The organism is Nostoc sp. PCC 7107 (assembly GCF_000316625.1).
GTDB lineage: Bacteria > Cyanobacteriota > Cyanobacteriia > Cyanobacteriales > Nostocaceae > Nostoc_B.
Genome location: NC_019676.1, coordinates 6,136,158 through 6,159,013, shown reverse-complemented (window position 1 = coordinate 6,159,013; position 22,856 = coordinate 6,136,158). Strand labels below are relative to the sequence as shown.

19 protein-coding genes and 2 pseudogenes are annotated in these 22,856 nt (G+C 41.3%); 13 read left to right on the top strand and 8 right to left on the bottom strand.

Annotation, left to right across the window (positions count from 1 at the left end; translation table 11 throughout):
* The first annotated feature begins 412 nt into the window (after nt 1-412).
* From NOS7107_RS26395 to NOS7107_RS26370, 6 genes are all read left to right on the top strand, one after another.
* Complete coding sequence (locus NOS7107_RS26395; RefSeq protein ID WP_015115976.1) at nt 413-1,477, top strand: FAD-dependent oxidoreductase; 1,065 nt, start codon at nt 413-415, stop codon at nt 1,475-1,477.
* A complete protein-coding gene (locus NOS7107_RS26390; RefSeq protein WP_015115975.1) occupies nt 1,474-1,872 on the top strand; it encodes a ferredoxin family protein in 399 nt (132 codons plus the stop codon). The genes NOS7107_RS26395 and NOS7107_RS26390 overlap by 4 nt, the downstream gene beginning before the upstream one ends.
* On the top strand, nt 1,823-2,929 hold the full coding sequence (locus tag NOS7107_RS26385) for an ABC transporter substrate-binding protein (protein WP_216594392.1): 1,107 nt from the start codon (nt 1,823-1,825) through the stop codon (nt 2,927-2,929). The genes NOS7107_RS26390 and NOS7107_RS26385 overlap by 50 nt, the downstream gene beginning before the upstream one ends.
* Before the next feature lie 77 nt (nt 2,930-3,006).
* Complete coding sequence (locus NOS7107_RS26380; RefSeq protein WP_015115973.1) at nt 3,007-4,617, top strand: FAD-dependent oxidoreductase; 1,611 nt, start codon at nt 3,007-3,009, stop codon at nt 4,615-4,617.
* A 108-nt stretch (nt 4,618-4,725) separates the two neighbouring features.
* Nucleotides 4,726-5,991 (top strand): MFS transporter, encoded by a 1,266-nt coding sequence (locus tag NOS7107_RS26375; protein ID WP_015115972.1) that lies wholly within the window; start codon nt 4,726-4,728, stop codon nt 5,989-5,991.
* Nucleotides 5,992-6,334: 343 nt separating this feature from the next.
* Nucleotides 6,335-7,006, top strand: coding sequence for a glutathione S-transferase family protein (locus NOS7107_RS26370; RefSeq protein ID WP_015115971.1), 672 nt, complete (start codon nt 6,335-6,337; stop codon nt 7,004-7,006).
* 119 nt (nt 7,007-7,125) lie between these two features.
* Here NOS7107_RS26370 and NOS7107_RS26365 read toward each other — a convergent pair whose 3' ends face one another.
* The 6 genes from NOS7107_RS26365 to NOS7107_RS26340 form a co-directional block, all read right to left on the bottom strand.
* Nucleotides 7,126-7,875 (bottom strand): SDR family oxidoreductase, encoded by a 750-nt coding sequence (locus tag NOS7107_RS26365; RefSeq protein WP_015115970.1) that lies wholly within the window; start codon nt 7,873-7,875, stop codon nt 7,126-7,128.
* Between the two features lie 280 nt (nt 7,876-8,155).
* Entirely contained in the window at nt 8,156-8,764 is a 609-nt protein-coding gene (locus NOS7107_RS26360) for a thioredoxin family protein (protein WP_015115969.1), read from the bottom strand.
* Between the two features lie 60 nt (nt 8,765-8,824).
* Nucleotides 8,825-9,739, bottom strand: coding sequence for a TauD/TfdA family dioxygenase (locus NOS7107_RS26355; RefSeq protein ID WP_015115968.1), 915 nt, complete (start codon nt 9,737-9,739; stop codon nt 8,825-8,827).
* Between the two features lie 170 nt (nt 9,740-9,909).
* Nucleotides 9,910-10,677 carry an ATP-binding cassette domain-containing protein gene (locus NOS7107_RS26350; RefSeq protein WP_015115967.1) on the bottom strand — a complete coding sequence of 256 codons (768 nt, stop codon included), beginning with the start codon at nt 10,675-10,677 and terminating at the stop codon, nt 9,910-9,912.
* A gap of 121 nt (nt 10,678-10,798) precedes the next feature.
* Nucleotides 10,799-11,623 (bottom strand): aliphatic sulfonate ABC transporter permease SsuC, encoded by an 825-nt coding sequence (gene ssuC, locus NOS7107_RS26345; RefSeq protein WP_015115966.1) that lies wholly within the window; start codon nt 11,621-11,623, stop codon nt 10,799-10,801.
* 485 nt (nt 11,624-12,108) lie between these two features.
* Nucleotides 12,109-13,884 carry an iron uptake porin gene (locus NOS7107_RS26340; protein WP_015115965.1) on the bottom strand — a complete coding sequence of 592 codons (1,776 nt, stop codon included), beginning with the start codon at nt 13,882-13,884 and terminating at the stop codon, nt 12,109-12,111.
* Between the two features lie 1,155 nt (nt 13,885-15,039).
* Between NOS7107_RS26340 and NOS7107_RS28885 the strand changes: the two genes are divergently transcribed.
* The 3 genes and pseudogenes from NOS7107_RS28885 to NOS7107_RS26330 all read left to right on the top strand — a co-directional run.
* Entirely contained in the window at nt 15,040-15,180 is a 141-nt protein-coding gene (locus NOS7107_RS28885) for a hypothetical protein (protein WP_015115964.1), read from the top strand.
* Nucleotides 15,181-15,195: 15 nt separating this feature from the next.
* On the top strand, nt 15,196-16,560 hold the full coding sequence (locus tag NOS7107_RS26335) for an LLM class flavin-dependent oxidoreductase (RefSeq protein WP_015115963.1): 1,365 nt from the start codon (nt 15,196-15,198) through the stop codon (nt 16,558-16,560).
* A gap of 219 nt (nt 16,561-16,779) precedes the next feature.
* Nucleotides 16,780-17,751: pseudogene (locus NOS7107_RS26330) on the top strand (amidohydrolase family protein); the annotation flags it as partial.
* A 90-nt stretch (nt 17,752-17,841) separates the two neighbouring features.
* On the opposite strand, the gene tnpA reads toward NOS7107_RS26330, so the two are convergent.
* The gene (gene tnpA, locus NOS7107_RS28255) at nt 17,842-18,249 is read right to left on the bottom strand and encodes an IS200/IS605 family transposase (RefSeq protein WP_015112402.1); all 408 of its coding nucleotides are present in this window, start codon (nt 18,247-18,249) and stop codon (nt 17,842-17,844) included.
* Nucleotides 18,250-18,333: 84 nt separating this feature from the next.
* Here tnpA and NOS7107_RS26325 point away from each other — a divergent pair, with 84 nt between their 5' ends.
* The 3 genes and pseudogenes from NOS7107_RS26325 to NOS7107_RS26315 all read left to right on the top strand — a co-directional run bounded on the left by NOS7107_RS26325 (nt 18,334) and on the right by NOS7107_RS26315 (nt 20,984).
* Nucleotides 18,334-19,671, top strand: coding sequence for an RNA-guided endonuclease TnpB family protein (locus tag NOS7107_RS26325; protein WP_044499824.1), 1,338 nt, complete (start codon nt 18,334-18,336; stop codon nt 19,669-19,671).
* 6 nt (nt 19,672-19,677) lie between these two features.
* Nucleotides 19,678-20,241 (top strand): annotated as a pseudogene (locus NOS7107_RS26320) (amidohydrolase); the annotation flags it as partial.
* An 83-nt stretch (nt 20,242-20,324) separates the two neighbouring features.
* On the top strand, nt 20,325-20,984 hold the full coding sequence (locus tag NOS7107_RS26315; protein ID WP_015115961.1) for a dienelactone hydrolase family protein: 660 nt from the start codon (nt 20,325-20,327) through the stop codon (nt 20,982-20,984).
* Nucleotides 20,985-21,023: 39 nt separating this feature from the next.
* Here NOS7107_RS26315 and NOS7107_RS26310 read toward each other — a convergent pair whose 3' ends face one another.
* A complete protein-coding gene (locus NOS7107_RS26310) occupies nt 21,024-21,812 on the bottom strand; it encodes a sulfite exporter TauE/SafE family protein (RefSeq protein WP_015115960.1) in 789 nt (262 codons plus the stop codon).
* 30 nt (nt 21,813-21,842) lie between these two features.
* Between NOS7107_RS26310 and NOS7107_RS26305 the strand changes: the two genes are divergently transcribed.
* Nucleotides 21,843-22,853 carry an aldo/keto reductase gene (locus tag NOS7107_RS26305; protein ID WP_015115959.1) on the top strand — a complete coding sequence of 337 codons (1,011 nt, stop codon included), beginning with the start codon at nt 21,843-21,845 and terminating at the stop codon, nt 22,851-22,853.
* Nucleotides 22,854-22,856 lie beyond the last annotated feature (3 nt).

Sequence of the window (22,856 nt, the reverse complement as noted above, 5' to 3'; positions counted from 1 at the left end):
TTTACGCAAAAACTCTCTCAAACTCTTACGTCTTCGTGTACTTTGTCTCCACCCTGCAGGAAGCCGCTGACGCGTCTATGCGGTTTGTTCTTCCTTACCCGTGCGTAAGTCCTATTTAGTTAAGTATAAACGAAGCAGCAAAATAATTAGCGACCCTAACTATTCGCACACAATAAATTTAGATTTACATATTTTTTAATTGCGAAACACTTGAATTTTGTCTAATGCTATGCAATACTGCTCAATTAATCCCCGTTAAATCGGTCGATGATTAGTATTTTATTGGCAATCATCTGTATTACCTTACAAATAAGTCTTCCAGTCTTTCTCTAAGTTATGCACAGATGAATTTAGCTAGTTATGCCTGTGATTTTAAAAATATGACTGTCTATGAATTAAGGAGTGAGAGCTAGTGAGCGCAAATCAATTAGCGTCTGAGCCATCATTTACGACTGACTCCAATCTAGATTTAGAGGCTGATGTTTTAGTAATTGGCGGCGGCCCGGCTGGTGCTTGGGCAGCTTATAATGCTGCGGCTAGTGGAGCCAGGGTGATTTTAGTAGACAAAGGCTATTGTGGCTCTAGTGGTGCAACTGCATCTGGTGGAACCAGTGTGTGGTATGTAGGAAACCCTGAACAACGCGAAACCGCTATGGCGAGTCGGGAAGCTTTGGGAGGGTTTTTATCAGAACGAGATTGGATGGAGCGAGTATTAGACCTAACTCATGCAAATCTCCATCAGTTAGGTAATTGGGGTTATCCTTTTCCGTCCGACCAACAAGGACAACCTTACTATCGTTCCCTCCAGCAAGGTGCAGAGTATATGCGTCTGATGCGTAAGCAAATTAAGAAAGCTGGAGTACAGATTCTTGACCATAGCCCCGCTTTAGAATTGTTAGTAGACCAAACAGGCGCAGTAGCCGGAGCTAAAGGAATTCGTCGTCAAGCCGGTGGACGCTGGACAGTCAGAGCAGGAGCAGTAGTGATTGCTACTGGCGGTTGTGCTTTCTTGAGTAAAGCCCTCGGTTGCAATGTCCTGACTGGCGATGGTTATTTAATGGCGGCTGAAGCTGGGGCGGAAATTAGCTCTGAGAGTAGTCATACTTTTAATCCGCAAGAAGTTATTCAAGCTACCCAAGCAGAAGTTTTACCATATAATCGCAACCTCTTCCGTACTGAACAAGGCTTAAGCGATTCCTTAGAAAGATTGCATAGTTTATGGCGAGAAATTCGTCATAGTGCTGCTCCAACAGACAGTCAAACATTAGCCGCCAGAGAAGCTGCGGCGATGGTTGCCACTGCCAGATGGATGTATACTTCAGCACAAGCTCGGACAGAAACTCGTGGAATGCACAAACATCAGGATTATCCCCAACAAGATGCTAATCAGCAATATCGGTTAATTAGTGGCGGATTAGATAAGGTCTGGGCAAAACCTGAACAAGAAATCGTCAATAAGGAGTTAGTTGCACTGTGATTGAATTAGTTAGTGAATCTAGGTGTGTTAAATGTAATCTTTGCGTCACAGCCTGTCCTACCAATGTATTTGATGCAGTACCAGGACGTGCGCCGAAAATTGCTCGTCAGAGTGATTGTCAAACTTGTTATATGTGCGAACTGTACTGTCCTGTAGATGCACTGTATGTTGATCCCAACGCTGATGAATCAGTCCCAGTGGATGAAGAAACTTTGATAGCGTCTGGCTTACTTGGTAGTTATCGCAAAAACGTCGGCTGGGGAAAAGGACGCACACCAGCCGCCAAAACTGAGAAGTCTGCTTACTACTATCCCGTGATGCAAAGTAGCAGCAATTTACCTACAGATGTTCAAGGTAGAATCTTACCTTGGCGATCGCAACAAAATAATTCCTAATTCCCACTCTATGAATTCCCAAGTAATTGAGTGCAGCTTTCTTCATCGTCTTTTAGTTTCCATCACAACTGTTGCCTTTTTATTTACTCTGACTGGTTGTACTTCTCAACAAGGCCAGTCTGATAACTCAGCAGTTGCTTCATCTAATACAGCAGCTAATTCGACAAAGCCGAAAACCTGGGTTTTGCGGGTTGGTTTTATTAGTTCGGAAAGCAAATTACCAATTGGCCCAGAGGGTTGGGCATTGCAAAAAGGAAAGTTAACACCTGCGCTCAAAAGCCTGGGTGTGACAGAAGTAAAATTTATTCCCTTTGTAGGCGGCCCAGCACTCAACGAAGCCTTAGTTAGCGGTCAATTAGATATGGGTTTGTATGGAGATACCCCAGCTTTAGTTGGTCGAGCCGCAGGTTTACCAACTCGATTGATTAATCAGACAAGAGTTGGTCAGAATGCTTGGCTAATTACTAGTAAAAATGGTGTAGGCTCAGTTGCACAACTTAAAGGTACAAAAATCGGGGTTGCCAAAGGTACTTATCCCCATCGGTATTTGATGGGTTTGTTAGATAAAGAAGGAATTACCAAGGATGTCAAAGTAGTGCAAATCCCTTCTGCTGATGCGAAAGCAGCATTGGAACGGGGACATATTGCTGCTTATCCCTTTGCAATGGGGGCTGGGCCAACATTAGCTTCTCAAGGATTTCCTGTGCTTGATCAAGCCAAAGATCATCAAGGATTAGTAGGGACAGGGGTAAGTGTTGTGACAGAGAATTTTCTCTCTCGTCACCCAGAACTACCACAAAAGTGGAATCAAATGAGACTACAAGCTTTGCAGGAAATCAAAGCTAATCCAGAGAAATTTTATCAGTTTGCGGCACAGGCAAGTGGAAATGTGCCATTAGCGATCGCTAAAGAATCATACCCAATCAACCTTTATCCTACAGAACCTTTTACACCCGAAGGATTAAAACTCTTAAATTCCACAAAGCAGTTTCTCTCCGAGCAGAAATTATTGAAATCAGATTTTGATATCAAAGATTGGCAAATTCCCAATTCTTAAAAGTGTTTCCATGTTTTGCCTCGCTCTTGGGGAAGTTCCGCCCTTCCCCTTTTCTGACTATTAAAGGAGTAAATTTCATGACATACTCTCGTCAAGATGCTTCTGGTGTTAATTTAACCACCGATGTTTTAATTATCGGTGGTGGCCCAGCCGGAACTTGGGCAGCTTGGAGTGCAGCTTCTAGTGGTGCAAAAGTCGTTTTAGTGGATAAAGGTTACTGCGGTACAAGTGGTGCAGCCGCAGCTTCTGGTAATGGTGTATGGTATGTTCCACCAGACCCAGAACAACGAGAAGCAGCAATGGCCAGTCGGGAAGCGATGGGAGGTTTCCTGGCTGATCGGCAGTGGATGACTAAGGTATTAGATCGCACCTACGACAACATTAACTCCCTAGCAGATGAAGGCTATCCTTTCAGTGTTGATGCTGATGGCAAAGTTATCCGTCGCTCTTTGCAAGGGCCAGATTATATGCGCTTCATGCGGCGAAAAATTAAGCAAGCAGGAGTAAAAATTTTAGACCACAGCCCAGCTTTAGAGTTGTTAGTAGATGCAGAAGGTGCTGTAGCTGGAGCAAAAGGGATTAATCGTCAAACTGGGGAACCTTGGACAGTGAAGGCCGCAGCAGTTGTGATTGCTACAGGTGGCTGTGCTTTCTTGAGTAAGGCTCTTGGTTGTAATGTCTTGACAGGAGACGGTCTATTGATGGCAGCCGAGGCGGGTGCGGATTTCTCCGGGATGGAATTTTCTAATGCCTATGCCATCTCTCCAGCGTTTTCTTCTGTCACCAAGACTCGGTATTACGATTGGGCTTCTTTCACCTATGAAGATGGCACAGTCATTGAAGGTGCAGGTTCAAAGCGCGGTCGTTCAGTGATTGCCAAAACTTTGTTGACTCAGCCAGTTTATGCTCGTCTTGACCAAAACATGGATGAAGAGACAAAAGCTTGGATGCGATCATCTCAGCCTAACTTCTTTGTACCTTTCGATCGCGCTGGTATTGATCCCTTCACGCAAAGATTTCCAGTAACCTTACGTTTGGAAGGAACTGTACGCGGTACTGGTGGAATTCGGATTGCAGATTATACCTGTGCTACCTCAGTGAATGGACTTTATGCGGCGGGAGATGCAGCAACTAGAGAATTAATCTGTGGTGGCTTCACTGGTGGTGGTAGCCATAATGCAGCTTGGGCAATGTCTTCTGGGTACTGGTCTGGACAATCTGCTGCTAACTATGCGCTGAGTTTGGGTGAAAAAGCCAGCCAGCGCAGTGTACACCCAGTTGGGGAAGCAGGATTGCATGGAGATGGTCATCATAAATTTTCTCCAGATGAAGCGATCGCCGCAACTCAAGCTGAAGTTTTCCCTTACGATCGCAACCTTTTCCGCAGTGCTACAGAGTTAAGTGCATCTCTAGAAAGACTTGATAACCTCTGGCAAGAAATCCGCCATAGCCACACACCAGATAATAGCCAAATTTTGCGATCGCGCGAAGCTGCGGCGATGCTTGCTACGGCGCGGTGGATGTACAACAGTGGTTTGCAACGTCAAGAAACCAGAGGTATGCACAAACGTATGGATTACCCACAACAAGACCCCAACCAACAATATCGGCTGCTGAGTGGTGGCTTAGATCGGGTTTGGGTCAAACCTGAGTCAGTAGTTGCTAACCGAGAATTAGTAACAGTGTAATTATTTTGAGAAAACCTCTGCGTACCTTTGCGTTAAAAAGGCTTTAAACGCAGAGGTACGCAAAATCAGCGCAGAGGGGCGCAGAGTGTGACATTTTTGACTTAATTAATGAAATTACTCTCTCAGTTTAGATTCAAGTTAAATCTTGATTTACCTGCCTTTAGATCCCGTAATTATCGCCTGTACTTTGCTGGGCAAGCATTGTCGATGACAGGTAATTTCATGACACAAGTAGCAATTCTCTGGCTGATTTATCAATTAACTGATTCAGCTTTACTGTTGGGGTTAGCAGGATTTTTTGGTCAATTACCAGTGTTTGCACTAGCCCCAATTTCAGGCATTTTAGCCGATCGCTACAACCGTCATCACCTGTTGCTGCTACTTCAAGTTGTAGGTATATCTCTATCTGCAATTCTGACAATCATCACATTTTTGGGTTGGTCAAATTTTTCAACATTGTTGACTCTGAGTGCATTGTTGGGTTTACTGAAGGGATTAGATGTTCCTGTACGCCAAGCATTTGTTAGTGATATGGTCAGTCGTGAACTGATGGGAAATGCCATTGCTTTAAATGCCGCTTTTCTTAATGGTGCGCGTCTGATTGGCCCTGCTGTTGGTGGAATTTTTATTGCTCAGTTTGGTGCAGGATATTGCTTTCTTTACGATAGTCTCAGCTATCTGGTGGCTATTTGGGCAATTTCTGCAATGCAGATTACACATAAAGCAGTAGAAATACACAGGAGTAATACATGGCAGAAGTTGAAAGAAGGATTTCAATATGCTTATCAATTCCTGCCTGTGCGTTCAATTTTGCTATTACTAGCAGTAGCCAGCTTAGTAAATATGTCTTACACGACACTTCTACCCATCTTTGCAGTAGAAATTCTGCGCGGAGACTCGGAAACCTTGGGCTTTCTCTCAGCCGCAGCAGCGATGGGATCAGTTTTTGCTTGTGTTTATCTCTGCTTTCGGCAAAATGTAGCAGGTTTAGAGCGTCTAATCGCTTTTTGTCCAGCCATAATGGGAATTGGCTTCATATTTTTCTCTGTGTCTCAAGTTTTCTGGGTTTCTCAGTTAGCCTTGGTATTAGTTGGCTGGAGTTCTACGCTTCAAGTAGCTGCTAGTAATACAGTGCTGCAATTGATTGTCGAAGATAGCAAACGAGGTAGGGTAATGAGCTTCTATGCTATGTGTTTTATGGGTATGGCTCCTTTCGGTAATTTGCTGCTAGGAACTCTGGCACATTACTTTCAGGCTTCAAGTACACTGATTTTAGGCGGTATAGTTTGCATCTTAGGTTCGCTGTTGTTCTGGCAACATCTGCCGCAAATTGTGAATTTAATTCATTTGAAAACAAAACAGTTAGTAAATTAAATTACATAATGTATCAGAAATAGTTCTTGTTTTTGATATGAAGTGACTCTAATTTGTAAAAATTTTAATGAACAAACTACTATAATTTGCTCGACAATAAGTAGTATAATAAGCAGCAGAGTAGAGATTTGCCATCCTATTAATTAACTGCACAAATCAACACTTCTCGCTTCTGTCTTATACCATTTCACCCTATAAATGATACAAATAATTTCTCCTCTGCTCCCCTGCTGCTCTGCGGCCTATTTGTATCAAACTTAAAGTGAAACGGTATTACTGCTCTGGTTTGAGTTGTGCAATCTCAAATAGTCTGCATTCACGCTATTTACAAGGAAAAAATTTCATGAGTGACATACAACTTTACTTTGCTAAAGCATCTACTTTCTCTCAACGCACCCGTGTAGTATTGCTGGAAAAAAACATTGACTTTACGCCGATAGAAATTGACTTACAGAATAAACCAGATGGGTATACGCAGATTTCCCGTTATGGTAAAGTTCCGGCTATCAAACATGGCGATTTTATAGTCTACGAATCTGCGATTATCAATGAATATTTAGATGAAGTTTTCCCCGAACCACCCTTATTACCGCGCGATCCGGCAAAAAAAGCACAGGCTCGCATCTGGATAGATTATGCTAATACTCGCTTTGTCCCCGCTTTTAACAAATTTCTCCGTGGTAAAGATACCCAAGAACAGGAACAAGGAAGAAAAGAGTTCACAGAAGCACTTCTATATATTGAACAAGAAGGATTAGGCAAAGGTGAATATTTGTTAGGAAATGAGTTTAGCCTTGTAGATATCAGTTTCTATCCTTGGTTTGAACGTTTACCACTGTTAGAACACTTCCGTAAGTTCACACTAACAGCAGAAACACCTCGTTTGCAGATATGGTGGAATTTGGTAAGACATCGCTCCTCAATTAAAACAGTAGCAAATCCTGTAGATTTCTATTTACAAAGATTCGCCAAAATTCTTGGTGAACCAATTCCCGTTGGTGCAGCGCAAAAATAGCCAACAAGCGCAAAAATAGCCAACAAGCGCAAAAATAGCCAACACAAACAAAGTTAACTCCCTGCACTTGAAGAAGTGTAGGGGTTTCTTAATAAGCGTGATGATGCTATTTTGTTTCATTACCGTTCTTGCAAAGTTGGTCGAATGAGAATTTCATTCACATTAACATAGTGTGGCTGAGTCACAGCATAATTGATAGCAGCTGCAATGTCTTCACTTTGTAGTGGTGTGATGGCTTTTAATCGTTCTTCAACATTTTTCTTAGCTACAGGATCGGTGACATGATTATTAATTTCTGTTTCCACTAAACCAGGCTCGATAATAGTGACACGAATGTTATCTTTTAAAACTTCCTGGCGTAAGGATTCTGAGAAAGCATTAACACCCCATTTAGTGGCGTTGTATATACCTACACCTGCGCGAGCAATGCGCCCTGCTACTGATGAGATATTGACAATATGACCGCTACCTTGGGCTTTGAATATTGGTAAAACGGCATGGGTAGTATAAAGTACACCAAAGACATTGACATCAAACATTCGCCGCCAGTCTGAAGTGTTGCCGCCATCAATATTACCAGTCAATGCCACACCTGCGTTATTAACCAGAATATCCACTTGTCCCAACTGAGCGTTTGTTTTGTGTATCAGGTTGTTAGCTTGTGTTTCATCAGTGATATCGGTCACGATGGGTAGTGCTTTTCCACCGATAGCTGCAATGTGTTTTGCTAGTGCTTCTAAGCGATCGCCTCTTCTAGCTGCGATCGCTACTGTTGCTCCTTCTGCTGCTAAGGCAATAGCTGTAGCTTCACCAATACCTGAAGAAGCTCCTGTGATAATAGCTACTTTTCCATTTAATTTTATTGTCATAATTTACTCCTAAATTATTTACAATTCCATACTTAGGGATAATTTATTATTGATTTGTAAATTCTAAAAATACTTCATATCAAAAACCAGTTTTATATAAAAATTTGTTTAATTTATCAAAATACAATATTGATTTTATGTTTTTTAGCTTAATAAAAAATATAGGTAGATAGAGAAAATAGTAAAATATCCTCCATAATACCTATATTTCATCATAGTTGAGGACGGCGGAAATCAAAGAAGTTTTATGCTTGATAAACAAGCAACTCTCAGGTATTTATCAAACTGCGATCGCGGGATTTTTGTAATAAGCAGGTTCATTTCCTGGCTTCCATTTGATATTACAACCAATACTAGGTTTTTGTTCCCAAGTTACAGACCTATCTGCCAATACTGCTTCAATAGCAGCCCGCAAGTCCTTTCCAGTTACAGGTATGCCATTCTGTGGACGGCTATCATCTAATTGCCCACGATACACAAGCCGCCGATTAGCATCAAACAAGAAAAAGTCAGGAGTACAAGCAGCAAAAAAGCTTTTAGCAGTTGCTTGAGTTTCGTCAAATAACAGAGGATAATTTAAATCTAACTCTTGTGCAAATGCTTTCAAATATGAGGGTGAATCATCGGGGTGAGCGTTAACATCATTAGCACTAATTGCCACAATTCCCACATTATTATGGGTTCTTTGTGCATAGTCTTTACCCAGTTGTGCTAATTCAAATTTAATGTGCTGCACATAAGGGCAATGACGACTCAAAAATATCACTAGCAAAGCTTTTTTATTAGCAAAATCAGCCAGAGAAGTTGTCTTACCAGAAACTACATCTGGTAAATGAAAATCAGGTGCTAATGTACCTAAAGGTAACATTGTAGAAAAAGTCTTTGCCATAATTTTGAATTTTCTTGAAGGTGTCGAAGTAGAGGAGAAAAAGCTGATTTTGTGTCTTGCTTACACAGCTACAGCTACACGTTTATTGTAAGCAGAAGCATCTCCCTTGACAGCCTGACTCTGCTGACCATTAACACCAACTGGGATATCTCCTACAATAGTGACTCGTTGGACATGGCGGGGTTGATTGCCATAATCTGCAACTGCATAATGTTGAGTAGCGCGGTTATCCCAAAAAGCCACATCACCAAATTGCCAACGCCAACGCACTGTATTTTCAGGACGTGTCACATAAGACTGTAACAGTCGGATAATATCAGCAGATTCAGTTGGGGATAATCCACGAATCTGGCGTACAAAACCACCTATGAACAGTCCTCGTTCCCCAGACTCAGGATGAACGCGCACTACTGGATGTAGAGTTTCATACAAAGTCGATGTAAAAATAGCACGGTAAGCTTTGACATCTTCAGGAAGATTAACTGCGGCTTCTGCATAATCATAGGCGTTGCTATGGACAGCCCAGAGTTCATTAGCAAGATGACGCAAATCATCTGGTAAATCTTGATATGCAGTCACAGAGTTTGCCCAAATAGTGTCACCCCCATAAGGAGGAATCACCAATGCCCGTAAGATAGAACCTAAAGGAGGACGGTCTACAAAAGTCACATCAGTATGCCAATTATTCGCACGACTAGCAGTTTTTCCATAATTCAAATCCAACACTTCCGGGTGTCCAGCTAGAGATGGGACTGTAGGATGGGCGGTAGTAATTTCCCCGAAGCGGCGAGCAAAAGCAACTTGTCCATTAGCATCCAGATTTTGATTACGGAAGAAAATTACTTTGTATTGGATAAGAGCCTGACGAATCTCGCTGATAATCTCGTCAGTGAGATTAGTACTCAAATCAATTTCTAAAATCTTCGCACCAATACGTCCAGCAACAGGTTTGATTTCTAAATGTTGATAAGTCATTTTTTTCTCCAATGAGTAGAGGTAAAGGTGGGCAATGCCCACCAAGGGTGTAAATTGAGCGGAAAATTACAACATCAGGTACAAAAATCAGATTTTTGTTCAATCGCTGGACTTTGAAGCGATCGCAATTGAACCTGTTGTATAACTCTAAAGAGTGAATAAGTAAATTACTAATGACTCATTTGCAATAATTGATTTGCATGATTACTTTCATAGTTCATCACTTTTTCTAAGACTGTCTCTCTGATATTGACGAATACCTCACTAGCCCTATCTCGTGGACGAGATAATCTTACAGATACATCTAACGCAACTCGTCCTTCTTCAATTACTATTACCCTATCTGCTAAAGCCACAGCTTCCTCTACATCATGGGTGACTAAAAATGCTGTAAAGCCTCTTTGTTGCCATAAATCTTCGATTAAATGTTGCATTTCTAAACGAGTTAACGCATCTAATGCTCCTAAAGGCTCATCAAGTAGTAATAAATGTGGTTGGCTGACTAATGCTCTGGCTAATGCTACCCTTTGCCGTTGTCCTCCAGATAATACATGAGGCCATTCACTAGCTCTATCTTTAAGTCCAACTTGTTCTAATACCCAGGCCGCTTTTGTACGCCAATTTTCTTGCAAACCCAAACCCACATTTTCAATCACTCGTTTCCAGGGTAACAAGCGGGAATCTTGAAACATTACTCTTACAGAGTGACTTAGTTTACGTAATGGTTCTCCATCTAACAAGATGCCGCCTGTAGTGGGTTTATCTAACCCTGATACAAGGCGTAGTAAGGTACTTTTACCACAGCCACTGCGTCCTACAATTGCAATAAACTCTCCTGGTGCTACTTCTAAATTTAATGATTTCAAAACAGTTTTATTACCAAAAACTTTAGTTAAATTTAGAATTTGTAGCTGTGTTCCTTGTATGTAGGAAACCATATAATTTTCTCCTTTGTAGAGTAGATAAGCGAGTTACTATCAAAGATAGTAATTTAGACTGAAAGCGGAAATAGAGAGACTGAAGTAGAGATGAAAAATATTTAATGTTTCTTGAAAGCTTTTACCCAGCTTTGTAATTGGGATTCCAAGATAAGAATTTGGTTTCTAGAGCTTTTGCTATAGAATTTGCTAGTTTACCTAGCAGTGCATAAATCACAATACTTAACACAACAACATCTGTTTGCATAAATTCACGGGCATTCATCGCCATATAACCAATGCCAGAATCTGCGGCAATTTGTTCCGCTACAATCAACGATAGCCACATAATCCCCAATGAAAAGCGGACACCAATTAAAATTGAAGATAACGCTCCTGGGAAAACTATTTGCCACAAAAGCTGCTGTGTTTTTAGCCCATAGACTCTACCCATTTCAATTAGTCCAGAATCTACGCTACGGATTCCGTGATAAGTATTAAGATAAATTGGGAAAAATACACCTATAGAAACTAGAAATAATCTAGCTTGATCGCCAATACCAAACCATAAAATTACTAGAGGGATTAATGCCAAATTAGGAATAGTACGCAGCATTTGTAAGGAACTATCTAGCAACTGTTCACCAATGCGAGAAAACCCAGTAATCAAGCCTAAAATGAAACCAATTCCACCACCAACTATAAAACCAGATATGGCGCGTGCTGCACTAATACCCATGTGTTGAAAAAGTTCTCCAGTTGAGGCTAATTTAAATGCTGTAAAAACTACACTACTTGGTGCTGGTAAGATTCTGCTAGAAAGTAAGCCTGCTCTGGAAGAAATTTCCCAAAGTAATAGTACAACAAAGGGTACTATCCAAGGGATGATTTTGTCAGCAAATTTACTGTTGATTAGTGTTTCTAGAGATTTCGCACTACTTTTAGTATTTTTCCAAGTAATAGTCATAAGCTACCAATTATTTACTTTATAAAGTTCTCATTGACGGCAATTCCGTCAATAGAACTGGATATGTTTGGTGTTATTGGGATTTGTTTTACTGAGACAGGAATAGAAATTAATCAAAAAAACCAGAAAATCACTTTGTTGTTAGTTAAAATATCCTGCTATTAAATACTATAAACCGATCGATTTGCCGTAGTTTATAGTAATTGTACACGAAATTAAGTAAAAAGCAACCCCAAATAAACTTTTGGCACGAACCCAGTATGAGCAAGCCTATCTAGATTTCTAGATTTAAGAGGCTTTTATAGTAGAGGACAGGGAGAAAAGGCTTGTGCTGTCTAAGTTTGCTCATTGACTAATACTCTAACCACCTTAAAAAATTTCCAATTTGCAAGATATGTTAGAATAACAGTCTATGAAGCACTATCAGTCCTGAAATAACGGTGGGTTAACGACAGAACAAGCCACCTCATATGTATTGATTATCGCTAAAACCTATAGACAGTACGAATCCATGCGAATAAACTATCAGGATTGTTGGCATTTGAATCTGGTGCAGTTACCCAAATAAAACCAGGTGTAATGTCGATCCTATCGGTGATTTTGTATTGATAAAATCCTTCAATATGCAAAGAAGTATCTTTATCTGCTTGTCCTAAACCTGCTCCCAAATCTACATTCGGACTGAGACTAATCAGTGTTGGTGCCATCCCTACAAACAATCCTCCTAAGCTTCCTTCCTTTCCGATATCTGGGAAAGCTAATCCTACAGACCAGTCCATAGCTCGGCCATCACCGCGCCCTAAATAGCGGTGTGCGCCATAACTTACCCAACCATTGATAGCAAACTTAGGACTGAATTGATAAAAAGCTTGTATGCCATAAAGATTAGCCAAAGTTCCTGTTCCAGGCACAGTGCTATTGACCAAGTTACTCCCAGCAGCTGGGCCAAAGTTAGTTCCACTTAGACCTCGTGAATTTGGTGGACTATAAGTGTTGACATAAGTTAGAGCCGCCCGAAAATTCTTCTGAGGACTGGTATATAAGATTTGCCCTAAAGCTAAATATCGGCCTGTCAAAAAGCCATTATTTTCTGTAGGGCTACTGGCGTTGGGTGCGCTATATGCTACTCCAACTTGGAACTGTTTATTTAATCTGTGGAGTACCGCTATTCCGCCACCAGCATCTCCATATTGATAGACTAAAGCTCGCCGTGAAAATCGGGAAATCCCATTAGAACCGGTTGTTAAACTACTTTCAAAATATGGATTAATCGGAAGGGTAAAACCAAGTTCATTAGCTCCATCAGATAAAGGATAAATGTTAATTTGGGTATTTGAGCCAAGAGGAAACCGATAACGTAGACCATTCAGAAAAAAGCTATTGCGTGGTCTTGTAATGTTGGCGTTATCAGCTGTTCTGCCATCAAAAGTACCTAATAATCCCTCTCTTGTTTGTCCTAAAGATTCAATATTTGCACCTCCCATTGTGATGCCTAGTGAATCTTTACCTGTAAAACTGGCATTCAATCGCAAGGATAATGAATCTTGGAATGTGACTACGCGGGGTGCTGCCTTACCAGTCACAACATTATTACCTGCAAAAAGTGAGCCAAGAACAAACTGTACTCGACCTGTGAGTTTAGCTGTGGGAGAAAATTGTTGTGATTTGATGACTGCGAGTTTTGCCCCTGCTGCATCAACTCGTCCTTGCAGTGAAGCTAATTCTGTGGAAAATTCCTCTCTTAGCTTCTTGATTGTGTCTAAGTCCTCTTGTTTAACTAAGTCTGCTGTGGAACTAGTGATTATTTGATTGATTCGGTCTAAAGCAGTATTTAGACCAGCCGCAAATTCATAGCGTGACAGGGCGCGATCGCCTTTGAATGTATCATCTGTATAGCCTGCGATCGCACCATAGCGTTCCACTAAAGATTGCAATGCTTGAAATGCCCAATCTGTAGGCTGAACATCCGATAATTCTGAAACCGAAGTAACTTGCTCTAGAGAGTTATCTTCATCTGTGAAAGTCTCCTGAGAAAGTTGACTTACTTCTGGGGATGGCAAATAGTCTGGCGTTTCGGTTACTTCTAGGTTCGTAATTTGATTCGATTCAGGCTGAGTTGTAACGCTTGGGGAAATTTCCTCAACCCGTAATTTTAGCTCTGATGAGTCCGGTACTTCAGCAAGTGTGGCTGAAGAGAGGATAAAAAATACATTAAAAAATGCTGGGACAAATATCCCGTAATTCCACAAAACTTTAAACATTGGCTATCGAATTACGTACAAAATCAACAAATCTTTGATTACTAGCACCGAACAGAATTTTTACATCTCGATTAAATATTCTTTTGCAGAAAAATATTTTTCAGAGAGATTGCCTTGCAGATGTTTATTTATAAACAGCTTTGGCAAAGGCTCAATGGTGTTATTGGCTATACACGAGGCAAGAAACTCCGAAAGAGTTATGCTCCCTCGATCATTTGGATTAGCCTAATTTGTGTTCGTTAATAAACTACTAAAAATTTATCGATATTTAGTAATTTTACTAGGTTATTTTGGATAATTTCATAAAACAATAAAAAAAGCAAGCATCCATAGATACATTTTTTAGAAAGAAAATATTAGCAAACTTGTGTTAAGCAGCACTTGCATTTTTTTTGTAAGTGTGAAAAACTCTGTAACAGAGTAAATACTGTAAATCAATCAAGTTATAGTAGTTTTTGATCAGCTACTGCATTTCACTACCGACCCTTAAAAGTCCTGTTAGCGAAGCGGGACATAAGCGGCCTGCTATTAGGGGTATTAGCGGTAACGAGGCGTTTAGCCCGTGCTGAGTAAAAAATACTAGCTTAAGCGTTCCTTTTCATCCGTTATTGATATACATAGTTCATAACGGCTACTCAACTAAAGCTATAGAAAAGCATTGATAGGGCAAAGATGAATCATGTACCTGATGTAAGTAATAGCTAAACGCCCTATTGATATTCCAAATGGTTCAAACTTTCGTACTACAAGATTTATCCTACTAGCAAAGATTTCTCCAACATATAATCCCCTGTATTTAGCTAGAGATTGGTTCACTACGCAATCAACATTTATGACTCAACTGAAAACACTTTCTACATATGACCTTACTAGCAGTAGAACCTTCGGGTCAGTTTACAGAAGAACTCACTGCAAAAATTCATGTGGTTTGGAAACATTAACTTAAGTTATATAGCCATCCAAATTCAAACATAAAATTTAACCTCCCATTATCATGCTGATGGAGTAGGTGTTAGCCTACTCTATTTTCTAAATTTAGTGAAAATCCATAGAATATTCGATTTTTATAAAAATTTTCTATCAAAAAATGTAGTTCCGAACACTTTGTAAATTTCATTAAAATAACTAATATTGATCTTCAAATCCATTTTTGTAATGAAAACCATAATTTTGCTCAAAATGGGGCAATTTCCAAAACGAAATGATATTAAGAAAGTTGTTTTATTACTAGAGGAATGTGGGGCGATCGCACCTCCAAATGTGATATCTCAACCGCGAACAAATTTAGCTATTTAATAAAGAGAAAAGCAGATGAGCAAAACACGCAAATTTCGTTTAGGTGCATTTATTCAAGCTACTGGTCATCATGTTTCAGCCTGGCGACATCCTGACGCACAAATAGACGCGGGTTTTAATTTTGAGCATTACAAAGAAATTACCCAAATTGCTGAACGTGGTTTATTTGATGCCGTGTTTTTGGCTGATAGTCCAGGGGTTTGGGGAGGCTCACCAGAAACGCAAAAACGTAATGGTAAGCTTGTCCATTTTGAGCCTGTCACGCTCTTTTCGGCGTTGTCTGCTGTCACAAAAAATATCGGCTTTATTGCTACCGCCTCAACTACCTACGAAGAACCTTATACCCTAGCTCGTAAGTTCGCATCATTGGATCACTTGAGTAATGGCAGAGCAGGTTGGAATGTCGTTACTACAGGTAATGAAAACGCCGCAGCTAACTTTGGACTAGAACATCATCCAGAACATAGCCAGCGTTATGAACGCGCCGAAGAATTTGTAGCAGTGGTAAAAGGATTATGGGATAGTTGGGATGATGATGCCTTCATCCGCGACAGAGAATCTGGTGTCTATTTCGATCCCAATAAACTGCATATCCTTAACCACAAGGGTAAACATTTCTCTGTCAGAGGCCCTTTAAACGTCGGTCGTCCACCCCAAGGCTACCCAGTGATTGTGCAGGCTGGAGCTTCTGAAGTTGGAAGAGACTTGGCAGCGCGTACTGCTGAGGTAATTTTCACTGCTAATCAAACCCTAGCTGATGCCCAGGAATTTTATGCTGATGTTAAAGGCAGACTAGCAAAATATGGCCGTTCTCCAGACGATCTCAAGATTATGCCTGGTGCTTTCCCCATCATTGGCAGCACAGAGGAAAAAGCTCAAGAAAAGTATGAATTTATTCAATCCTTGATTCATCCTGATGTGGCTTGGGGGATTTTAAAGAACTATTACAAAGGTGTGGATCTATCAAAATATTCCTTTGACGATCTAGCTCCTGAACTACCCAGCGACACTAACAATAACAAGAGTCGTCTCAAACTGGTCAAGGATTTAGCTACTCGTGGGACTTTGACTCTGCGTCAGTTGTATCTGGCTTTGGCTACTGCACGAGGTCATCGCACTATCATTGGTACTCCCGAAAGCATTGCTGACCAGTTAGAAGAATGGTTCAACAACGGTGCAGCAGATGGTTTTAATATCATGCCACCTATTTTGCCTACAGCGTTGGATGACTTTGTGAATTTGGTCGTTCCTATCCTCCAGAAACGCGGACTTTTCCGTACTGAATATGAAGGCAGTACCTTACGGGAAAACCTGGGACTGCGTCGTCCAGATAATCAATTTGTCGTTCAACAAGTAGATAAAAAATTGGTGTTGGCGTAAGTAAATTTTGAGTTCGTAGTAAAGACTTTAGTCCTTCTTTGAGAGGCTATTTAAATCAAATCAGGACTTCAGTCTTTACTACCAGCAAAAAGAGTAGTGAGTTTCGAGTGCTGTAGATGCTTTTGTAGTGAGTCAGTACGTGATTCTTCTGTTTTATTGCACTCAGTACCCATAACTCATTTCTCAGCACTACTTCTGTAATTTTTTTAGGACAAAAATATGACTGAATATAGCAGATTGAAAACTTCTCGTTCGGCTGCAATTAAGGCAAAGCTTGATTATCCAGTCATTGACACCGACGTTCACACCAATGATTTCACTCCGGCATTAGAGGATTACATCGCTAATTACGGTGGCTCAAAACTTGTAGACGCATTACGCAAGGCGGAAAACTCTCGTCTTAATTCCAAAGTTAACGGTAAAGACTGGTATCAACAAACTCCAGAAGAACGTCAATATTACCGCACAATTCGTTCTCCTTGGTGGGCTAGAGTTACACGTAATACCCTAGATTTAGCTACTTACACTCTTCCTAAGTTATTCTATGAGCGTCAGGCGGAGCAGGGTTCAGATTATTCTGTACTGTTTCCTAACAACGTCCTAGCACCCGCAGGGGCTAGTTTAGAACATCGCCAAGCATTGCAACGGGCAGTCAACCACTATCATGCTGACTTGTATCGCAAATATAGCGATCGCCTGACGGTGGTAGCTGGTATCCCGATGACTACTCCTCAAGAAGCAATTGAAGAGTTAGAGTTTGCTGTAAAAAAACTAGGACTAAAGGTAGCAAATATTCCTGGTGGTGTGAAACGTCCAATTAAGGCGATCGCCGATAAATATCCTGCCGACCAATACCCAGAAATCGCCAAGTATGCTTCATACATCGACTTCTACGGATTAGATAGCGAATATGACTACGATCCATTCTGGGCGAAAGCCGTGGAATTAGGTGTACCCATTACTACCCATTATGGTAGTCAAGGTTGGACTGGACGTTCTTCCATCAGCAATTACATGAACAATCACATCGGTCACTTTGCTGATGGTTCGCAAGCATTCGCTAAAGCCTTGTTCTTTGGTGGTGTTACCAAGCGTTTCCCACAGTTGCGTGTCGCTATGCTCGAAGGTGGTGCAGATTGGGGCGCACACGTTTACATTCACCTGGTAGACAGATTCTCTAAACGCAGTTTGAACGTATCGCGGCAGTCCCTACCCTCAACTCTTAGTAGGGTAGGGATCGGAGCGGGTTATTGGAACGAAGTGGAAATAACCAATCCATATTTATTCGGTCGGTGCATCTTGCTCTTTAATATATTGCCTAAGTTGATCAATCGGTGCGCCGCCACTTGACGCTACATAATACGAGCTAGACCAAAACAAAGGTTTCCAGTAAAACTTTTCAATATGCTCCTTAAATTCTTTACGAATGACCCTACTACTAGCAGATTTTAAACTAGAGGTAAAGTCAGAAATATTGTTGTCTGGGTGATAGTCCACCAGTAAATGTACATGGTCTTCTTCACCTGAGAATTCAACCAAAATGCAATTAGTTTTAATGCAAATATTTGCAAAAATCTCGTGCATCCTCTCAAGGATTGGTGCGGTAATTACTTTTTTACGATACTTAGTAATAAAAACGAAATGTAAGTGAATAGAAAAAACAGCGTGTGACCCTTTACGAGAAAGCATTTGACAAGTAGCCGTGTCCGTTGTATTCTGATTAATATACCAGATTTTTGGAGGAAACAAAAACAGCCTGTGGCAACAAGACGAATGACTTTTCGGTTATACCCAAACGAGAAAACTGAATTAATTTTGCGGTATCACCGAAAGCTCCACAAGGACTTGTACAATGCCGCAGTAAATAACAGATTTAACCAGTACAAAATCTATAATCACAAAGTTGATTATTTTGAGCAACAGAATTGTTTGCCAGCATTTAAAGATGTTTGGGTAGAGTACAAAGAACTTCCCAGCCATGCACTGCAAGCAACATTAAAACGTGTTGATTTTGCATTTGAGCGTTGGTTTAAAGGGCTAGGTAAGCGTCCGAGATTTAAGTCAATTAGACATTATTCAGGATGGACTTATCCAGACTGTGCAGGTTTTAAAGTAGAATCTGAAGGCGAAAACGGATATCTCAATCTGTCTAAAATTGGACGTATTCAGATGCGGGGGCAGGCTTTGGGTTGGGGTAAATCAACTACTTGCACTATCGTTTATCGCAATAGTAAATGGTACGCATCTATTACTGTTGATGTGCTAGACCAAGCATTAAAGCCTAAAGTTCTACCAGTTGGTGCAATTGGTATTGACTTAGGTTGTAAAGCAGCATTATCAATTACGGATGGAGAGAATCATCAACAAATCGATGCTCCTAAGTTTTTGAGAAATGCTGAACAGAAAATCAAAAAAGCTTCTAAGGAGAAGAGGCGTAAACGCGCACCAAATAGAAACAAAAAAATTAAAGCTTCTAGACGATATAAAAAAGCCCAATCAAAGGTTACTAAGCTAGTTCGTAAAGTTGGTAATCAAAGACAAAACTGGGTACATCAAGTAGCAGCAGAAATTGTAAGCGGTAATAGCTTCGTTGCGACTGAAAAACTAGAAGTAAAAAACATGACTAGTAAAGCAAAGAAAGGCAAGCGTAAAAAGCAAAAAGCAGGACTGAATAAGTCAATACTAGATGTTGCTTTTGGAATGCTTCGCAATACCATCAAGTACAAAGTTGAGCAAATTGGTGGTGTATTTGTAGAAGTTCCAACGAAGAAAGTAAAGCCTAGTCAAACCTGTCCGAAGTGTGGTCATCAACATAAAAAAACTCTTGATATTCGAGTTCATAATTGTGTTGTTTGCGGATACGTGCAGGATAGGGATATTGCTGCTGCCGAAGTAATGCTTTATTGGTCTAAAGGTACTCTACCGGGGTTAGGAACTAGCCTCGTAGTCGCAGAGTCGCCTAGCTCTCCCACATCTACTGGTAAGCGTAAGCAATCTGGATCGATGAGGCAACTAGGGGCGAAGAAGCGACAAAAATCTACAGAAAAACTCGCTAAAAACGAACTGGGGGATGTAGAAACCCACAGTTCAGGCGAAGCCAATTGTGGGTAGTTCATAGGTCTGCAAAACTACAACCCAGAACTCACTAATGCTAATGAGTTGTACGCATTGTTTGAGCGTTTCGGTAGTGAGTTCCTCGAAGCCCATCCTCTAAGTAAAGAAGAACTCACAAGGAGTGTTCTGGGTTCTTCCTTCAACCGTCATAGTCGTTCACCCGTGGGTAACGAACTCGAAGACTTTGCGGCTGCGGGAATTGAAACTATAGAAGATATCCGCGATCGCTGGGTGAACACTTTCTTCTTTGGTTCTGAATCTGACGATCGCACCATCAGTGCAGCATTCAACGACAAAGCCAATCCCTTGGGTGTGAAAATCAACGCCATCTATTCCTCTGATGTCGGTCACTGGGATGTACCTGACTTAACAGATCCTCTAGCAGAAAGCTGGGATTTAGTGCAAGAAGGAGTGATTTCCGAAGCTGACTTCAAAGCTTATGTCTTCGGTAATCCTTATAAGTTCTACACCCAAGCTAATCCCAACTTCTTCAAGGGTACAGCGATTGAATCCAAGGTAAACAACCTTGCATCTCCACAAGCTGATAAAAACCTTGTAATAGCTTAAATCTTTGCTGTGAGACTACAAGATCCCCGACTTCTTAAAGAAGTCGGGGATCTGACCACCAAACATACAGAGGAATTACAACTATGGCTATTGAACGTCGTTCTGGTTTATTGCCTTATCTGTTCTCGGCTGTTGCTGAAGATGCTAACAAACCTGCGCCTCTGGTGGTGTTTTTGCATGGCGCGCGCGATCGCGGCAATGATTTAAATGTGCTGCTAAAGTGGGGTTTACCTCGTTATGTGAATGAATCAAGCCCCTTACCTTATTTCTTTTTAGCACCCCAACTTCCCGAAGGGCAGACTTGGGTAGAGCGAGAATCAGATGTAATCGCTTTGTTGGATAATTTTATCGCCTCCCGGCCTATCGATCCGTCCCGTGTCATTTTATCTGGGTTCAGCTTAGGTACGGCTGGAGCATGGCACATTGCTGCTTCTCATCCTGGTCGCTTCGCTGGTCTGGTAGCGGTGTCTGGTCGTGTACCCAAGACGTTAGAAATCAGCCAGCTAGCTGCACTCAAGGAAATTCCGATCCAAATATTCCAAGGTGCTAAGGACGAAAAACTTTCAGTTGAAGATACACAGCAGATTGTCGATACCTTGCGCGGATTGGGGGGAACTGTAGATTTTACTGTACTGCCTGAAGGCGATCATTTTATTGCCGATGAAGTTTACACTGATTTGAAATTGCAACAGTGGTTTGTTTCTCAGAGTCGTCGTCAGGCTTCTGTAGTAGCATCGAGCTAATTCAGTAATAACTGATGCCTTTGCTGGTTAATATTCCTATTATGCAGATGGCTTATGCCTTGCTAACTTCAAAGCCGATAAAAATAGAATCACACCCAAAATTACATACAACCAAGAACTTGCTACATACCTCAAAAGGTTGCTGCCAATAAATGCTCCTAGTATCGAACCAGATGCCATTGAAACAATGAAACTTTGCTCTGATTTAACTTCGTCAAGCCGTCCCTGACTTCTATATTTCAATAGACCCATCATGATTGTGGGAATGCTGATTGCAAGGCTTAAGCTTCCTGCTAATTTGATATCAATTGCAAACACCAAAATGATCGTAGGAATAATTAACTCACCACCTGCGACACCAAGCATACTGCTAAATATCCCAATCACAATTCCCGCTACAAAGCCTATACCGATTCTCAGTAAGTCTGGCAGTTGCCAACTCTGAAAACTGAAAATGAAATTATGCCCAATCAGTACAAAGCTCAGGAAAAATAGAAAAACAACAACAACCTTATTTAATGTTCGTTCGTTGATTCGGGTTGCATAGTTAACCCCAATATAAGAACCAATCAGAGAGCCTGCGAGAATATTAATAATTACTGTCAGGTTTGCCAAAACATTCTCAAGACCAATAACACCACTCCGAAAAATGAATGAAAAGGTAACAGTGACGAGGCTCACAATGAGATTGATAATAATTGCCTGTAGGGTTCGATAGTTGAAAACACTGACTAAAACTGGTAAGCGAAACTCTGCACCACCTAAACCGATTAGTCCACCAAGAATTGCGACGACAGCACCCCAGATAAACGCCCAAATATTCCGCATTTAAATCTCCACACCTACAACAGCAGCACCATGAGCAATTCTATAACGTTGCTAACTACCAAACTCGGTCAAACTGGATTAACTGTTTCTCGCCTCTGTCTCGGTACAATGACCTTCGGGTTGCAGACAGATGAAGAAACTTCTAGGCGTATCCTCGATACTGCGGCTGAAGCTGGTATCAATTTTCTCGATACAGCCGATGTTTATCCGCTTGGCGGAGGTTTAGCTACCGCTGGACGCACCGAAGAAATTATTGGGCGTTGGCTCAAAGGCAAACGCGAACATTTTATCTTAGCTACTAAGGCTGTAGGCCGGGTTGGCCCTGCGCCTTGGGATCAAGGTGCTTCTCGCAAACATATTTTAGATGCGATCGATGCTTCCCTCAGAAGATTGGGAACTGATTATGTTGACTTGTACCAATTACATTCTGATGATGCTTCAACTCCTCTAGATGAAACTCTAGAAGCATTGGATACTGTAGTTCGTGCTGGTAAGGTACGTTATATCGGGGTTTCTAATTTCTTAGCTTATCGACTCGCCCGTGCCTTGGGTCGCGCCGAGGTGCGAAATTTGACTCGTTTTGTTTCCATTCAACCCCGCTACAATTTGTTATTCCGCGAGATTGAGCGAGAACTTTTGCCCCTAGCACAAGAAGAAGGATTGGGTGTAATTCCTTACAATCCCTTGGCAGGTGGTTTACTGACTGGTAAACATAACCTTGCTCAAGGCCCTACGGAAGGTACACGTTTTACTCTGGGGACTGCGGCGGAACGTTATCAAGAACGTTATTGGCGCGATCGCGAGTTTAATACTGTTGAGGAATTACGTACAGTTGCAGAATTCGCTGGATTGTCACTCACTACCCTAGCAGTAGCTTGGGTGCTGGCTAATCCAATTATTACTGCTCCCATTATTGGTGCTAGCCGTCCAGAACAACTTGCTGACACACTCAAAGCCACAGAAGTAAAACTCGACGACAATTTAAAACAAAAGCTAGACGACATCACTGCCGAATACCGCAAGGGTGATTCTCTGCGTTAGGAA